Here is a 13633-nt window from a genome sequence, read left to right as displayed (position 1 = left end):
GAAGATTCGCCTCTCCTCACAGTGATCAGGTGGCCGTTCCATGCCAGTCCCTCCACAGAGCGACTGAACACAGCCCAGACGTTAAACGCGAAGCTTAGACGCTGGCGGCGGGCGGGATGTTGTGGTTGAGGCGGAACAGGTTGTCCGGGTCGTACTGGGCCTTCAGGCGCTGGAGTCGCCGGTGGTCCTCCGGCTCGTAGGCCTCACGCACCCGGTCGACGGTGGCCGCGGGACCGGAGAGGAAGTTCAGGGCCCGTCCGGTGACCCCGCGCCGCTGTCCATCGTGGACGCGGTGGTGCGCGGCGTCGACCGTCTCGAAGCCGGTGGACCCGTCCAGCGGTGTGACGAGGGACAGCAGGTACGACGCGTCGCGGTGGCCGACCGCGCTGGGAACGGCCGGTGGTCGGGCGAGTGCACCACCGAGATGGCGGATCTCAGCGATGATCGGCACCGGGGCATCAGGCCCGGCGTGCTCCAGCAGCGCGGCACTGTCCAAGGTGCGCAGCAGGACGTTGGTGTTGCAGGTGGCTACCGGCTCGACCGGGTCGTTGTGGATCGAGCCCGACTGCGCGTACGGCATGTCCCGGACTGTCTCGAGCAGGCGTGGGGCAGCCGCTCGCAGCGGAGCCAGCAGCTCCGCACCCTCGCCGGGCTCGCCCGCGTAGGCGATCCGGACCTGTGCGACGTATCGGCCGCGGATCGGCTCCGGGATCACCGGCAGGTCGGGGAATCGCGCCAGTGCCAGCGAGGACGCCATCGGCTCGGGTAGGGCCTCGGTCCAGGACAGGTAGGTGTCCACGATGAACTGCGCCCGATCGCCGGAGTAGGACAACCCGCCGCCGTACAGCCGCGCGACCGGAAACAGCTCGACCTCCAGTCCGGTGACCACGCCGAAGTTGTCCCGCCCGCCACGCAGTGTCCAGAACAGGTCCGGTTCGGTGTCGGCGGTGACGGTGCGGAGGACGCCGTCCGGGGTGACGACCTCGATGCTGCGGACGGTGTCGGCCGCGTAGCCGTGCTGGCGCGAGAGCAGCCCGAGTCCGCCGCCGAGGGTGTAGCCGACGGCGCCGACGTGCGGGGCGCTGCCGCTCAGCGGCGCCAATCCGTGCGGCGCGCACTCGTCGATCACCTGGTCCCACCGGGCGCCCGCCCCGAATGAGGCGGTGCGTGCGTCCTTGTGGACCCGTACGCCGGTCATCCGGCGGGTACTGATCAGAACGCCGCCCGAGGCCGGCACCGACCGCCCGTGCCCGGTCGCCTGCACCGCCACCGGAAGGCGATGGGCGGCCGCGAACTCGACCGCCGCGCCGATGTCGGCCGCGTTCTCCGCGGTGTAGATCAGGTCCGGGCGGTGCTCCACCGCGGCCTGGAAGCCGGTCCGCTCCTCGTCGTATCCCGCCTCACCTCGACGAATGGTGTCGGTCATCGCTCAGCTCCTCTCCCCGTTCTGCCTATCCTGGGCTGCCTACCCCGGGTTTGTTGCCGAACACCCCCGCGGGCGGAGACCGATGGTGTGCGTCATCACACCGCGTTTCGCGCCGGGATCGGGTGGTACAGCCCCGGTTGAGGGGGTGATGTCGTGTCCTCGACCACCGACCTGCGGAGAACCGATACGCGGCGGATGCTGCGGCGTCCACGATGGGCGTTCTGGGTGCTTGGCGCGGCGTTGTTCGCGATGCTAGTCTCCGGAAACCTGCCCACGCCGCTGTACGCGGAGTACCGGCAGCGGTTCGGGTTCACCGGGACCGTGCTGACTCTCATCTTCGCTGTCTACGCGCTGGTGCTGATCCCGTCGCTGATGCTGTTCGGGCAGTTGTCCGACCGGATCGGCCGGCGGCGGGTGGTCGCACTCGGGCTGGCCGCGGCCACCGTGGGCCTTCTGCTGTTCCTGCTGGCCAGCAACACCGCCTGGCTGTTCGCGGCGCGGGCGGTGCAGGGCCTGGCGCTGGGCATCATCATCGGCACCGCCACCGCCGCGCTGGTGGAGCAAGAGCCGCGCGGTGACCGCCGGCGTGCCGCGCTGGTCGCGACGCTGGGCCAGGCCGGCGGCGCGGCCGTCGGGCCGGTGGCGGCCGGGATGCTGGCGCAGTGGGCACCCGCGCCCCGGGTGTTGTGCTACGCCGGCGGCGCGGTGCTCACCACGGCGGTCGCGGTGGCGGTGTGGCGGATACCCGAGCCGGCCCTGCCGGGCGGCCCGTGGCGCCCGCAGCGGCCGTCGGTGCCGGCCGAGTCCCGGGCCGCGTTCGCCCGGGCGGCGCTGGCCGCCGGCACGGGCTGGGCGGTCGGCGCGTTGTTCCTGTCCGTGGTGCCCAGCTACGCCGCTGCCCTGCTGAAATCCCACAACCTGGCGCTGCTCGGCGCGGTGCCGGCCGCCATGCTCGCCACCGCCTGCCTCACGCAGGCCGCCTCGCAACGGGCCGGCGTTCGCCCGCCGATCGGCCAGGCGGCCGGCTCGGTCGTGCTGATCTGCGGGCTGGCCGCGCTGGTCGGCGCCTACCCGCCCCGGTCGGTGACACTGCTGCTGACCGGGGCGGTGCTGGCCGGGGCCGGGCTCGGACTCGCCTACGTGGGAGCGCAGACCCAGATCAACCAGCTCGCGCCCGAGCGGCGGCGTGGTGAGGTCACCGCGGCGTTCCTCACCTGCGTGTACCTGGGCGTGAGCGCGGCCGCGATCGCGGTCGGCCTGTTGTCCGACGCGCTGACACTCTTCGCCGCCGTCACCATCGTGGCGTCGGCGATCGCCGCCGTGGCGGCCCCCACCGCGTTCTGGCACTGGACCCGCCGCGGCGACAACTGAGCGGCCTCGATCGTCCGGTGTGGCAGGGCGGAGGTGCATTGGCCGCGTCCTCAGTAGAAGCGTGCCGGCCTGCGGGATATCGATACGGAACGGCCTGATGTCGGTGTTACTCATGTTTCCTTCTTCACGTTGTCGCTCGGCACGGGTGAGACCAATCCGGGTCTGGCGTTCACCTCGGTCTCGAATTTCATGCGCGGGTCGGCGAGAGAGTCCGCAGACCCGCATGGTGGCGGCCGGCCGCACCGCGCCGAACGCGCGGCGCAGCAGCGGCCAGCACGGCTCGAAGTCGTTGCGGTCGGGCAGCAGGTAGCGCACGCGCACCACGTTCGCGAACGTGCACCCGGCCTCGGCCAACGCCGCCTCGACGTTGCGCAGGCACTGGGCGGCCTGCTCCACCACATCGTCGGAGATCGTCATGGTGGCGTAGTCGAAGCCGGTCGTCCCGGACACGTGCCACCCAGTCGCCGTCGACCACCGCCCGGGCGTAGCCGATCTGCTCCTCGAACGTCGAGCAACTGAGGATCGCGACAGCGAGTTCGTGGATCAGCTCGGAGGCCAGCCGTCACTCCTCGGCCGGCGCTCGTCGTTGTCGTCCGTCTCGTCGTGAGCCGCGCGATGGAGGAGGCCGGGCACTGCCTAACAACGCCTCTGCATGTGCATATATCACGTGCATATATTGTGCGGCGCCATCTGGTTTGCGCGGGCACGGGACAGGAGATGGATGATTGAAGTCGAGCCAAACCAGGAAGGAGTGAACCATGAGCGGTGGGAATCACACCGGCAAGGTATGGTTTGTGACTGGAGCGTCGAGCGGCTTCGGTCGGGCAATCGCGAAGACTGCGCTCGCGAGCGGGGACAGAGTCGTCGTGTCGGCGCGGAGTGAGGACGACGCACACGATGTCGCCGACGAGTACCCGGAACGCGGGCTGGCGCTCGCTCTGGACGTGACCGACGCGGACATGGCGCGGTCGGCCGTGGCTAAGGCGGTCTCGACGTTCGGGCGCGTGGACGTGGTGGTGAACAACGCCGGATACGGCCACGTCGGTGCGATCGAGGAGCTGAGCGATTGTGAGCTTCGCGACCAACTCGAGGTCAACTTGTTCGGCGTCATCAACGTCACGCGGGCGGCGTTGCCACACATGCGCGAGCAACGCTCCGGCCATCTCGTACAGATGTCGTCGCTGAACGGCATCGAGGGTCTGGTAGGCGGCGGGTACTACGCGGCGAGCAAGTTCGCGATCGAGGGTTTCTCCGAATCACTTGCCGAGGAGGTCGCGCACCTCGGGATCAACGTGACGATTGTGGAGCCCGGTCCCCACCGCACCCGGTTCGCCAATGACGAGTCGGCGCGCTGGGCGTCGCCCATCGACGACTACACCGACAGTGTGGGCCGTGCCCGGGAAGCGATCAAACAACTCGACGGCCATCAGCCAGGCGACCCCGACCGGGCGGCCGACGCCATCGTCGCCGCCGTGAGGACGCCGAGTCCGCCCCGGCGGCTGCCGCTAGGATCGCTGGCGGTCGAGCACATCGGGGCGAGGCTGACCGCTCAACTCGACGATCTGCGCGCGTGGTCGGATGTGAGCGTGTCCACCGACTTCCCCACCCGCGAAGGCGAACGAGGCTCGACGTCGTGATCGGGTGACGGTATCGGCCGCTCGCCGGGCGTGCGTGCCGACCCTGTACCGTTCGAAAACTCGGTTTCGGCTACGCAGCCTGGGAATATTCGTTGATCATTCCGTTGAGGACGCGTCTACGTCGTACCCGCACTGCGTCCAGATCCGTGACCGGCGTGGACACGTCTCGGGCCGGCGGACGTTGATCACGGCTTTGATGCGGCCGGTGCTCGTTGTAGTGCCGGACGTACTCGTCGAGCGTGGCCATCAGGTGCCGCGGGCTATAGATCAGGATCCGGTCCAGGCATTCCCGGCGGACCGTGCGCACCCACCGCTCGGCATAGGCGTTCGCGCGGGGCGCTTGCGGCGGCGTCCGCAGGATTTCGATGCCCTCAGCGGTGAACACCTCGTCGAACACGGCCGTGTACCTGGAATCCCGGTCCCGGATCAGAAACCGGAACCGCGAAGCCCGCTGCCCGAGGTCCAGGATCAGGTTGCGGGCCTGCTGCGCCACCCACTCGCCGGTCGGGTTGGTGGTGACGCCCAGGATATGCACCTGCCGGGTGGCGACCTCCATCAGGAACAGCACGTAGACGCGGGTCAAGCGGATCGTGTCCACGTGCAGGAAGTCGCAGGCCAGCAGTCCTTTGGCCTGGCTGGTCAGGAACTGCGTCCAGGTCGGTGTACCGTTCGAAAACTCGGTTTCGGCTACGCAGCCTGGGAATACTCGTTGATCAACCCGTTGAGGACGCGTCTACGTCGTACTCGCACGGCGGCCAGATCCGGGACCGGCACTGGAGACATGTCCAAAGCTGGTGGGAGTTGCTCACGGCCTTGGTGGGGTCGGTGCTCGTTGTAATGCCGGACGTACTCGTCGAGCGTGGCGAGCAAGTGCCGCGGGTTGTAAGTCAAGATCCGGTCCAGGCACTCCCGGCGTACCGTTCGCACCCAGCGCTCGGCGTAGGCGTTCGCGCGAGGTGCCCGCGGCGGCGTCCGCATGATAGCGATGCCCTCAGCGGTGAACACCTCGTCGAACACGGCCGTGTACTTGGTGTCCCGGTCTCGGATCAGGAACCGGAACTGCGACACGCGGTGCCCGAGATCCATCATCAGATTGGGGCTTGCTGTGCTACCCACCCGCCGGTCGGGTTCGTGGTAACACCCAGGATATGCACTCGCCGGGTGGCGACCTCCATCAGAAACAGCACGTAGACCCGGGTCAGGCCGACCGTGTCGACGTGCAGGAAGTCGCAGGCCAACAACCCTTTGGCCTGGGTAGTCAGGAACTGCGTCCAGGTCGGCCCGACGCTACGTGGCGCCGGATCAACGTCGGCTTTGGTCAGGATCACCCATATCGTGCTGGACGCGACCCGATACCCCAGCCCGACCAGCTCACCCTGGATACGCCGGCACCCCCAGGTCGGGTTCTCCGCAGCCAGGCGCAGCACCAGCGCGCGGATCTCAGCCCGGAGTGCTGGCCGGCCTGGCCGGCTGGGGTAGGTCCACTTGCGGGTGACCAGGCGCCGGTGCCAGCGCAGCAGAGTGGCCGGGGTGACGACGAACGCCGCCCAGCGTGCCCGCGGCAGCAGCCGCGACAGGGCGGCGAGCGCCGCCCTGTCAGCGGGCTCCAGATCGAGGCGATGGACTTGGCGGCGCAGGACGGCGACCTGATGCCGCAGCACCAGGATCTCCACCTCGTTAGCGCGATCACCGCGCACCACGAGGATCGCCAGGTGTAGCAGTTGACGCAGGGCCAGATACCCGAACGACAGGATCATCACGTCAGCATGACCACGACATCCGCCAACGCGCCCGACAAAACCGCACGTCAGACCCCGCGGCCGGGTTTTCGAACGGTACACGCTGCGTCACCGTCCGTCAGATCGAAGGCGGACCCTACGAATACGCGGACCTGCCGAAGAGCGGATGTCTCGCGCGCAAGTTGCGCGTCGCTGGGACGCGCCGGTAACAATCGTTTCCGGCGCGTTCTTTGGGCGATGAAGCGGCTCGTCGCGTTGATCGGCCCGCGCTACCGCTCAGGCTTGGGGTTTCAGTGGTGTGAGCTGGATCTGCTTCGCAAGCGTGTATGCCGTGCGTCGGTCGTTTTCGTTGTCGGCGAACACCCGGCCGATGAGCAGGGCAGCGTGATGCGGCACGTTGATCCGGGTCATGCCGTGTGGCGTAGCGCCGCTCCACTCGGCTTCGCAGAGGAGGAAGTCGTGGGTGGCGGTTCCGGTGGTCCGTTTGCCGACGTAGGCGAAGTTGGCGCCGCTGCTCGGGTCGGTGAACTGTACGCTGTAGTAGCGGTCGTTCATTTCGGGCACGTGCAGCACCCGTGGTCCGGCTTTCAGGTCAAGCCAGCCGCCGAGGTAGAGGACGTCATCGGTGCCGGTCGCCATGACGCTGCTGGTGGATGCCGAGTGCGACGGGCTGTCCGGTACGGCGTAAAGCGCGTTCACTGGGATCGGGCCGCCGCCCAGCCCATGTTTGACGAAGATTCGGCGGAAGCCGTTGACCGTGATCCACGGCCAGAAGTAGATGAAGACGAACACTGCGAGTACCCAGACGGACAGAGCCGTCGCGGCGAGCAGGATGATCGCGTCCACGCCCCCGCCGGCGATCCTTGCGTAGATGACCCACGCGAAAATCGCGAGGATGACGAACGTGACGGGGATGCCATGTTTGAGGATCAGGCGATTCATGACCGCACCTCGACCAGCGGCGGAACCTCGTAGGTGCCATCCAGGATGGCGGCTCCGGGCAGGTAGGCGCGGAGCATGAGCTTGAAACGGCCCGGCGGCGTCGCCAGCCAGTTCTGGGCCGCACCGGACGGCTCATGCGACTGCAGCAGAATGTCGACCGAGCCGTCGGTGTTCTTCACGAGACCGGAGTGGTCGTCCACGCTCGACCGGCCTGTCGGGCTGCTGACCATGTAGCCGACGGCGTCCGTCGCGGTGAGCGACCAGAACGCGTCGCCAGGTGGAAGCTGACCGGCCGGGAAGTGCAGACGATAGGCGCGCTCGCCACTGAGACGCTTTCGCGCACCATCCCTGCTCGCCGTCCAGTAGGCAGCCTCTTCGAACACGTTGACAACCGGCAGGGCTTTCTGCAGTGCGGCACGCACCAGCACTCCGTTTCCGGGCTGACCGACCTTACGGATCGCACTCCAGCCGTGGACGGTCCTCGTCTCGGCCTTCGCCACGGCATCCAAAATTAGGGCCGTCGTCAGAAACGCCAACGTGGCACCGATGATCAGACCCTGCACGACGCCGGAACCCGCGAACCAGGCGAGAACGCCGCTCACGATGACAACCCCATCACAGCACCCCAATCCTGAGCAGGACGACAACGACAACCACGCATCTTTATAGCAGAGTAGTTCTATCTGAACTAGAATAACTATATGTTCGTGCTCATCGACCCGACGGCGACGACTCCCGTGTTCGCCCAGATCGAAGCGTCGATCACCACCCAGATCGCGACCGGGACGATCGCGACCGGCGCGCGACTGCCGGCGGCGAAGCAGCTCGCGGAATCGCTCGGGGTGAACGTCCACACGGTGCTGCGCGCCTATCAGGGCCTCCGCGACGGGGGCCAGATCGAACTACGTCCGGGTCGTGGCGCCGTCGTCGTCGGCGCGCCGACCGCCGGCCGGGTTCGCGACGCGGTCGCGCGGGCCGCCGCGGAGGCGAAGAGCGCGGGAATCCCGATCGGCACCCTGCTGGCCCTCGTCCGAGAGGAATACGAATCATGACCGGTCGCATCGTCGACCACGCCACCGCCCGGCGGGCCGCGCTCGTCGCGGCGATCTGGGTACCGCTCGCGATCGTCGTCGCCTCCGAAGCGATGATCATCGGCGTCGGCGCCACGGGCAGCCCGCAACTCATCGTCCATTGGGGCGCCGGTCCCGACCGGAGCGGACCATGGTGGACCTACGCGGTCCTCGTCGCCGCAATCGGATTCCCGGTCATCGCGTTCATCGGCCTCTTCATCGTCCGCGCGACGCGGATGGTAGGGATGAACCCCTGGATGCCGGCGATCGCGATGGGGATCACCGTCTTCCACGCCCTCGGCATGGGCGTCGGCTCGGTCGTGCTCAACGCCTCACGGCTCGCACCGGCCCTGCCGCTCGGCGGCGGCGTCGTCCTCGCGATCGCCGCCGCGTTTTCCACCTGGTGGCTGCTGCCGCGCGAGGCGCCGGCGAACACCGGCGTCGAGGCCGCCGACAGGCTGCCGATCCGACCCGGCGAAGTCGCGGGATGGACCGGGAAGGTCGATCTCCCAGCCTGGTTCGTCTCCCTCATCGCCGGCGTCGCTGCGGCGCTCATCGTGTTCAGCGTGCTCCTGCTTCTCACCATCGGCGGGAAGGTCTGGCCGATCTTCCTCTCGCCGGCACTGCTGCTGGTGGTGCTCCTGGTCACCGCGCAGTTCGTCGTCACCGCGGGACCGCGCGGATTCATCGTCCGATCGGCGCTCGGCTGGCCGCGGTTCAGGATCCCCGCCGGATCTCTGGCGAAGGCGGGAGTCGTCCAGATCGACCCCATGGCCGACTTCGGCGGTTGGGGAATCCGATGGGCGATCGGCCCGAACCGTAAGGGACGGTGGGGCATCGTCACCCACCGCGGACCCGGCCTCGAGGTCGTACGCAGCGACGGCCGCTCGATCGTCGTCACCGTCGACGACCCCGGGACAGCCGCCGCGGTCCTCGAGACCTACATCATGCAACGGACATGACTCACCAACGCCCAGGCGGCTGGCGCGGATCTACCGCAGACAACGCGCGCTTGGTCCGTCTCTGCCCGCGCGGCGACCCGGCGACCCGGCACTCGCTGTAGTCGCCGCTGACGACGCAGCGGGCTGGTCCGCGGCGACACTGCGTTGGAGCCGAAGGTTAAACGGCAAGCTGAGCTTCGCCAGTGGCAAGGCCTGCCGCTGGCGTCTGTGGGGATGTCCCGTGGCCGGTCATAGGATTCCCAGCTCATCGAGCAGGTCGAGTGGATCGTCCTCTCCACCGTCGGGCTCCTCGACATCAAGCTCCTCGTCATCAAGGTCAACCAGGTCGCTGTCCTCCACGTGGTCATCGGCAAGGAAGTGGCTCCAGTAGTTCGCGTAGACACCGCCGGACTCGTTGACCCACTTCACCGCAGGGGGGCCGTTCAGGGCCCCGGCAAAGTCATGACGGTGTCCGACTTGAGTGGATCAAGGTAGAAGCGCCTCGGTTGGCGGCAGCAAGACGGGCATGACCGATTCAGAAGATCATCAAGGTTCCTACGCCATGCTGATCGTCCGAAGTGAGTCATGCCCGCACTGCCATCATCGCTGATTTCGTCTCTGTCCGATGCACCGGCTCTGACCGTGCCGGAAACCGCTGGTGGGCTGCCCGCTGCACTGGCTGCGGTGCGTGATCCACGAGCCCGCCGCGGTGTCCGCCATCAGCTCAGCGTGGTGGTGACCGCAGCGGTGTGCGCCGTGGTGGCCGGTTACCGCTCGTACGCCGCGATCGCGGAATGGGTGGCCGACGTGCCCGACGCGACGGTCCAGGCCCTGGGCATCGCTGCTGGTCGACGCCCGTCCGAAGCGATGATCCGCCGCCTGCTGCAGGCCCTGGACCCGGACCTGCTGACCACAGTGATCAGCGCGTGGCTCGCCAGCCGGCCGGCGGCGGACATCCCGACAGGTGGACGGGCGATCGCGGTCGACGGCAAGACCCTGCGAGGCTCCCGTACCGCCGACACGGCCGCCGATCACGTGATGGCCGCCTGTGACCAGGCCACCGGCGTGGTCCTGGCCAGCACCGACGTCAAGACCAACGAAATCACCCGGTTCGCGCCCCTGCTCGACCAGATCAGCGACCTCCGCCACACCGTGATCACCGCCGACGCGATGCACTGCCAGCGCGACCACGTCACCTACCTCGCCGAACGCGGCGCACACTGGATCCTGACAGTGAAAGGGCAACCAGCCCTACCTGCACAAACAGCTCGCCGGCCTGCCCTGGAAGGCTGTTCCGGACGCCACCCGCGACGACAACCGCGGGCATGGCCGCCGCGAGATCCGCACCCTCAAAATCCTGACCGTCTCCACCGGCATCGACTTCCCACACGCCGCCCAGGCCATCCAGATCCGACGCCGCCGACGACGGCTCGACGAACCGAAACGCTTCACCACCGAGACCGTCTACGCCATCACCGACCTGCAGGTCCACCAGGCCAAATCACACCAGCTTGCCGCGTGGATCCGCGGGCACTGGGCCATCGAAAACAAGATCCACTGGGTGCGAGACGTCACCTACGACGAAGACCGTTCACAGATCCGCACCGGCACCGGGCAACAGGTCATGGCCGCCCTGCGCAACGCCGCCATCGGCGCCCTACGCCTCAACGGCTTCACCAACATCGCCGCCGCCAACCGACATCACGCCCGCGACAGCACCCGCCCACTCGCCCTGCTCGGCATCACCTGACGACTTTGCCGAGGCCCTGGGGGGCCGTTGGGGAAGACGTTTCCGCACGTCAAGCGCGATGCGTAGCGATCATGCAAGGGCAACTTGTGCAGTTCCGCCTACCGGCGTGCATACCGTGTGGTCCCCAGGCGGTCCCCAACTCTCTTGCGGCCCAGATAAGGCGTGGAGGAAGTTAGTCTGCGACGAATACCGAGGCCATCAGACGTTCGAACCCTGCTGCGCCAAACCCAAATGCCGCACCAAACAGAATTCCTGCAAAAAACAGGGAATTGTTGGCGGCATTTTGAGCCGACCTATCACCAATTAGCCATTCAGCTTCGAAGTATCTATCGGATGAAATCCAGTTCAACCCAGGGCTCTGGCCCGTCTGAGGCGACGCAGAAATTACCTGCCATCGGCTACCGACTCCGATCGACTTTTGCTCTAATTCCACATCTGCTGTAATTGAGACAACTCGAGCCGGATACCAACGCTTACCTCGGATTTGGACAGCGCCAATCGAGGCAGATTGATGATTTCGGTAACCTATTGAAGTTGAATCTGGCAGTGCGATCGCCGGAACGGCACCTGCCTCGGCGGAGGCAGAAGCACTTACCAACTGGGGAAACTTTCCGGACAGAGTCGGAGTCTTTCCCCACGGATAAGCTCCACGTGGAAGAACATCACCCTCTCCGACATTTTTCACCTTTGCCCAAGAAGCATACGCAGCAATTCCCGCGCTCGTTGGGTTAAAATCACTATTAGGCCCAGGTTGGCCTTGCGGAACAAATAAGTCTCTATGACTCCCCGAACGTGATCCAGTCGGATCTTGAGCAATTGCCAAGACCTTACCTGACGGACTCAGCACCCGCTCTATCTCGCCTTCGTTGCCAGATTCGCCATTCTCGTCAGACAGATAGCCGTCATCAGAAGTATATACGCCAACCGCCTTCAGATTATCTTCGTATTTCACGCCGGCACCACGGAGAGAAATTCTAAAATTGCCATCCAGGTAGATGCTGTATGCAATGTCGATATCAATGTTAGGTTTAGCGATGAATATGGACAGTCCCGCTAGCACATATGGCGCTTCCGGAATATCTATAGCTGACCGATATGACTTAAGTTCGCTCGATCCCCACACGCCTGTTGTCGCCGCGAGAGCACCTAGAAGTACCGCGACGCTCGCCGAACGCAGCCGCCGGCGCCGTGAACGACCCCGATTAGCGTCCCGTTCAGGGTTCCCATCCCCCGGGCTAGGCGGGGAAAATGAATCAGGAGAGGTTGGCCCGATTTGCTCGGAGAGCGGAACACTCATGCCGTGCCGCCGACTATTCGTGTTACTCCAGCTTTTCAGTGTCCAGCCAAGCGCCGCAGCGCAGCCAATGACGGCCGCCCGAAAGAAAAGCCGTCTCGACGAGCGCATCTGATTATTTTGCCTTAGATTGGACGCGAGACGCAATCAGCAACCTAGCCTCGCGCCTTCAGTAAGGGCGGCTGGTGGCGGGACCCTGGAACGCGAAAGTGCCTTCTGATCTGGGAAGATCTGGGATGTCTAAGGCCCTGACCATCCCGCACGGAAGGCACTTTCAGAGTGCAGAGTACGCGTACGCGTCCGAAGGTTGCCGTCGCTGGTGGCGCTCATGGTGTGGTCGGCCATGCCGGTACCCGCTTACTGACCGATCTTGCCGATAAGACCGGCTTGAACAGCGGTTTCGTGGATGCTCTGGGCGTAGGAAGGCAGCGGCGGCCGGTGCATGACCCGGGCCGGGTCGCGGTTGATCTCGCGGTGCTGCTCTCCGACGGTGGTGAGGCGATCGCGGATCTGGCAGTGCTGCGACAGCAGCCGGGCCTGTTCGGGCCGGTCGCGTCGGATCCCACCGCGTGGCGGGTCCTCGACGCGATCGACGCCCCGGCGCTGGCGCGGTTGCGGGCGGCCCGGGCGGCTGCGCGGGAGCTGGCCTGGACGCAACTGGCCGAGACGAGGCGTTCGGTGCCGGCCACGACGGTTCTCGGCCAGACGCTGCCGGGGTTCGTGCTGGACATCGACGCGACGATCGTGCTGACGCATTCGGAGAAGGAATCCGCGACACCAACGTGGAAACACAGCTTCGGGTTTCACCCGTTGTTGTGTTTCCTCGACGGCAGCGGGGAAGCCCTGGCCGGGATACTGCGCCCAGGCAACGCCGGCAGCAACACCGCCGCGGACCACATCACCGTCCTCACCCACGCCCTCGCTCAGATCCCGGACGCGTTGCGCTATGGCAGCCCGATCCTGATCCGGTCTGATTCAGCGGGCAGCAGCCACGCGTTCCTCACCCACATCCGCAGCCTGCGCGACCACGGCCTGGACACCGAGTTCTCGGTCGGCGTCGCGATCACCGCACCGGTGCGGGTGGCGATCACCGCCGCCACCAGCTGGGTTCCCGCCCTGGACGGCGACGGCAGCCTCCGCGACGGCGCCCAGATCACCGAACTCACCGACAACCTCGACCCAGCCGTGCCGGCCGCGTTCCCCGCCGGCACCCGGCTGATCCGCCGCCGGGAACGCCCGCACCCCGGCGCGCAACTCTCCCTGTTCGACACGATCAACGGAATGCGGCACCAGGTGTTCGCCACCGACACGCCGCACGGCGGCGGGTCGACCCAGTTCCTGGAAGTCCGGCACCGCTGCCACGCTCGCGTCGAGACGAGGGTGTCACAGTGCACTCATACCGGGCGTTCGTGGTCATGGCGGTCGTTGTCCTCCTCGCGTGCCGTGTTCTGGTTGTCCAGGAA

The 13633-nt window shown here is 66.7% G+C and carries 14 protein-coding genes and 2 pseudogenes; 7 read left to right on the top strand and 9 right to left on the bottom strand.

All coding sequences use genetic code 11. The features are described 5' to 3' along the window. Positions 1–94: 94 nt before the first annotated feature. Positions 95–1426, bottom strand: a complete 1332-nt coding sequence (locus ACIA5D_RS51095; RefSeq protein WP_396038004.1) for an FAD-binding oxidoreductase — start codon at positions 1424–1426, stop codon at positions 95–97. 153 nt (positions 1427–1579) lie between these two features. Here ACIA5D_RS51095 and ACIA5D_RS51090 point away from each other — a divergent pair, with 153 nt between their 5' ends. Then, the gene (locus ACIA5D_RS51090; RefSeq protein WP_396038003.1) at positions 1580–2797 is read left to right on the top strand and encodes an MFS transporter; all 1218 of its coding nucleotides are present in this window, start codon (positions 1580–1582) and stop codon (positions 2795–2797) included. Positions 2798–3079: 282 nt separating this feature from the next. Here ACIA5D_RS51090 and ACIA5D_RS51085 read toward each other — a convergent pair. Then, positions 3080–3214: pseudogene (locus ACIA5D_RS51085) on the bottom strand (Rid family hydrolase); the annotation flags it as partial. A 341-nt stretch (positions 3215–3555) separates the two neighbouring features. Between ACIA5D_RS51085 and ACIA5D_RS51080 the strand changes: the two are divergent. Next, positions 3556–4434, top strand: coding sequence for an oxidoreductase (locus ACIA5D_RS51080; protein ID WP_396038002.1), 879 nt, complete (start codon positions 3556–3558; stop codon positions 4432–4434). 70 nt (positions 4435–4504) lie between these two features. On the opposite strand, the gene ACIA5D_RS51075 is transcribed toward ACIA5D_RS51080, so the two are convergent. From ACIA5D_RS51075 to ACIA5D_RS51055, 5 genes are all read right to left on the bottom strand, one after another. Continuing rightward, positions 4505–5032, bottom strand: coding sequence for an integrase core domain-containing protein (locus ACIA5D_RS51075; RefSeq protein WP_396038001.1), 528 nt, complete (start codon positions 5030–5032; stop codon positions 4505–4507). Between the two features lie 89 nt (positions 5033–5121). Further along, positions 5122–5523: a transposase gene (locus ACIA5D_RS51070; protein ID WP_396038000.1), complete on the bottom strand. Its 402-nt coding sequence runs from the start codon at positions 5521–5523 to the stop codon at positions 5122–5124. Next, the gene (locus tag ACIA5D_RS51065) at positions 5523–6191 is read right to left on the bottom strand and encodes a helix-turn-helix domain-containing protein (RefSeq protein ID WP_396037999.1); all 669 of its coding nucleotides are present in this window, start codon (positions 6189–6191) and stop codon (positions 5523–5525) included. Before ACIA5D_RS51065 ends, ACIA5D_RS51070 begins: the two co-directional genes overlap by 1 nt. Positions 6192–6449: 258 nt before the next feature. Next, positions 6450–7115 (bottom strand): DUF1254 domain-containing protein, encoded by a 666-nt coding sequence (locus ACIA5D_RS51060; RefSeq protein ID WP_396037998.1) that lies wholly within the window; start codon positions 7113–7115, stop codon positions 6450–6452. Further along, complete coding sequence (locus ACIA5D_RS51055; protein WP_396037997.1) at positions 7112–7717, bottom strand: DUF1214 domain-containing protein; 606 nt, start codon at positions 7715–7717, stop codon at positions 7112–7114. The genes ACIA5D_RS51060 and ACIA5D_RS51055 overlap by 4 nt, the downstream gene beginning before the upstream one ends. Positions 7718–7816: 99 nt before the next feature. On the opposite strand from ACIA5D_RS51055, the gene ACIA5D_RS51050 reads away from it, so the two are divergent. Together ACIA5D_RS51050 and ACIA5D_RS51045 are read left to right on the top strand one after the other, a co-directional pair. Then, positions 7817–8167: a GntR family transcriptional regulator gene (locus ACIA5D_RS51050; RefSeq protein WP_396037996.1), complete on the top strand. Its 351-nt coding sequence runs from the start codon at positions 7817–7819 to the stop codon at positions 8165–8167. Further along, a complete protein-coding gene (locus ACIA5D_RS51045; protein ID WP_396037995.1) occupies positions 8164–9147 on the top strand; it encodes a hypothetical protein in 984 nt (327 codons plus the stop codon). Before ACIA5D_RS51050 ends, ACIA5D_RS51045 begins: the two co-directional genes overlap by 4 nt. 228 nt (positions 9148–9375) lie before the next feature. Here the strand turns inward: ACIA5D_RS51045 and ACIA5D_RS51040 are convergent, their stop codons facing one another. Beyond that, the gene (locus ACIA5D_RS51040; RefSeq protein WP_396037994.1) at positions 9376–9555 is read right to left on the bottom strand and encodes a hypothetical protein; all 180 of its coding nucleotides are present in this window, start codon (positions 9553–9555) and stop codon (positions 9376–9378) included. A gap of 156 nt (positions 9556–9711) precedes the next feature. Between ACIA5D_RS51040 and ACIA5D_RS51035 the strand changes: the two are divergent. Both ACIA5D_RS51035 and ACIA5D_RS51030 read left to right on the top strand, forming a co-directional pair. Further along, a pseudogene (locus tag ACIA5D_RS51035) lies at positions 9712–10356 on the top strand (ISAs1 family transposase); the annotation flags it as partial. A gap of 25 nt (positions 10357–10381) precedes the next feature. Next, positions 10382–10876, top strand: a complete 495-nt coding sequence (locus ACIA5D_RS51030; RefSeq protein ID WP_396038005.1) for an ISAs1 family transposase — start codon at positions 10382–10384, stop codon at positions 10874–10876. A 172-nt stretch (positions 10877–11048) separates the two neighbouring features. On the opposite strand, the gene ACIA5D_RS51025 is transcribed toward ACIA5D_RS51030, so the two are convergent. Then, positions 11049–11828: a hypothetical protein gene (locus ACIA5D_RS51025; RefSeq protein ID WP_396037993.1), complete on the bottom strand. Its 780-nt coding sequence runs from the start codon at positions 11826–11828 to the stop codon at positions 11049–11051. A 621-nt stretch (positions 11829–12449) separates the two neighbouring features. Here ACIA5D_RS51025 and ACIA5D_RS51020 point away from each other — a divergent pair. Beyond that, positions 12450–13633, top strand: a 1184-nt coding sequence (locus ACIA5D_RS51020) for an IS1380 family transposase (RefSeq protein WP_396037992.1), incomplete at its 3' end; no start/stop codon positions are given.

The sequence above is a fragment of the Actinoplanes sp. NPDC051513 genome, assembly GCF_044454685.1.
Classification (GTDB): Bacteria; Actinomycetota; Actinomycetes; order Mycobacteriales; family Micromonosporaceae; genus Actinoplanes.
The sequence above is the reverse complement of the archived record's forward strand: the minus strand, read 5'-3'. Positions and strand labels throughout refer to the sequence as shown.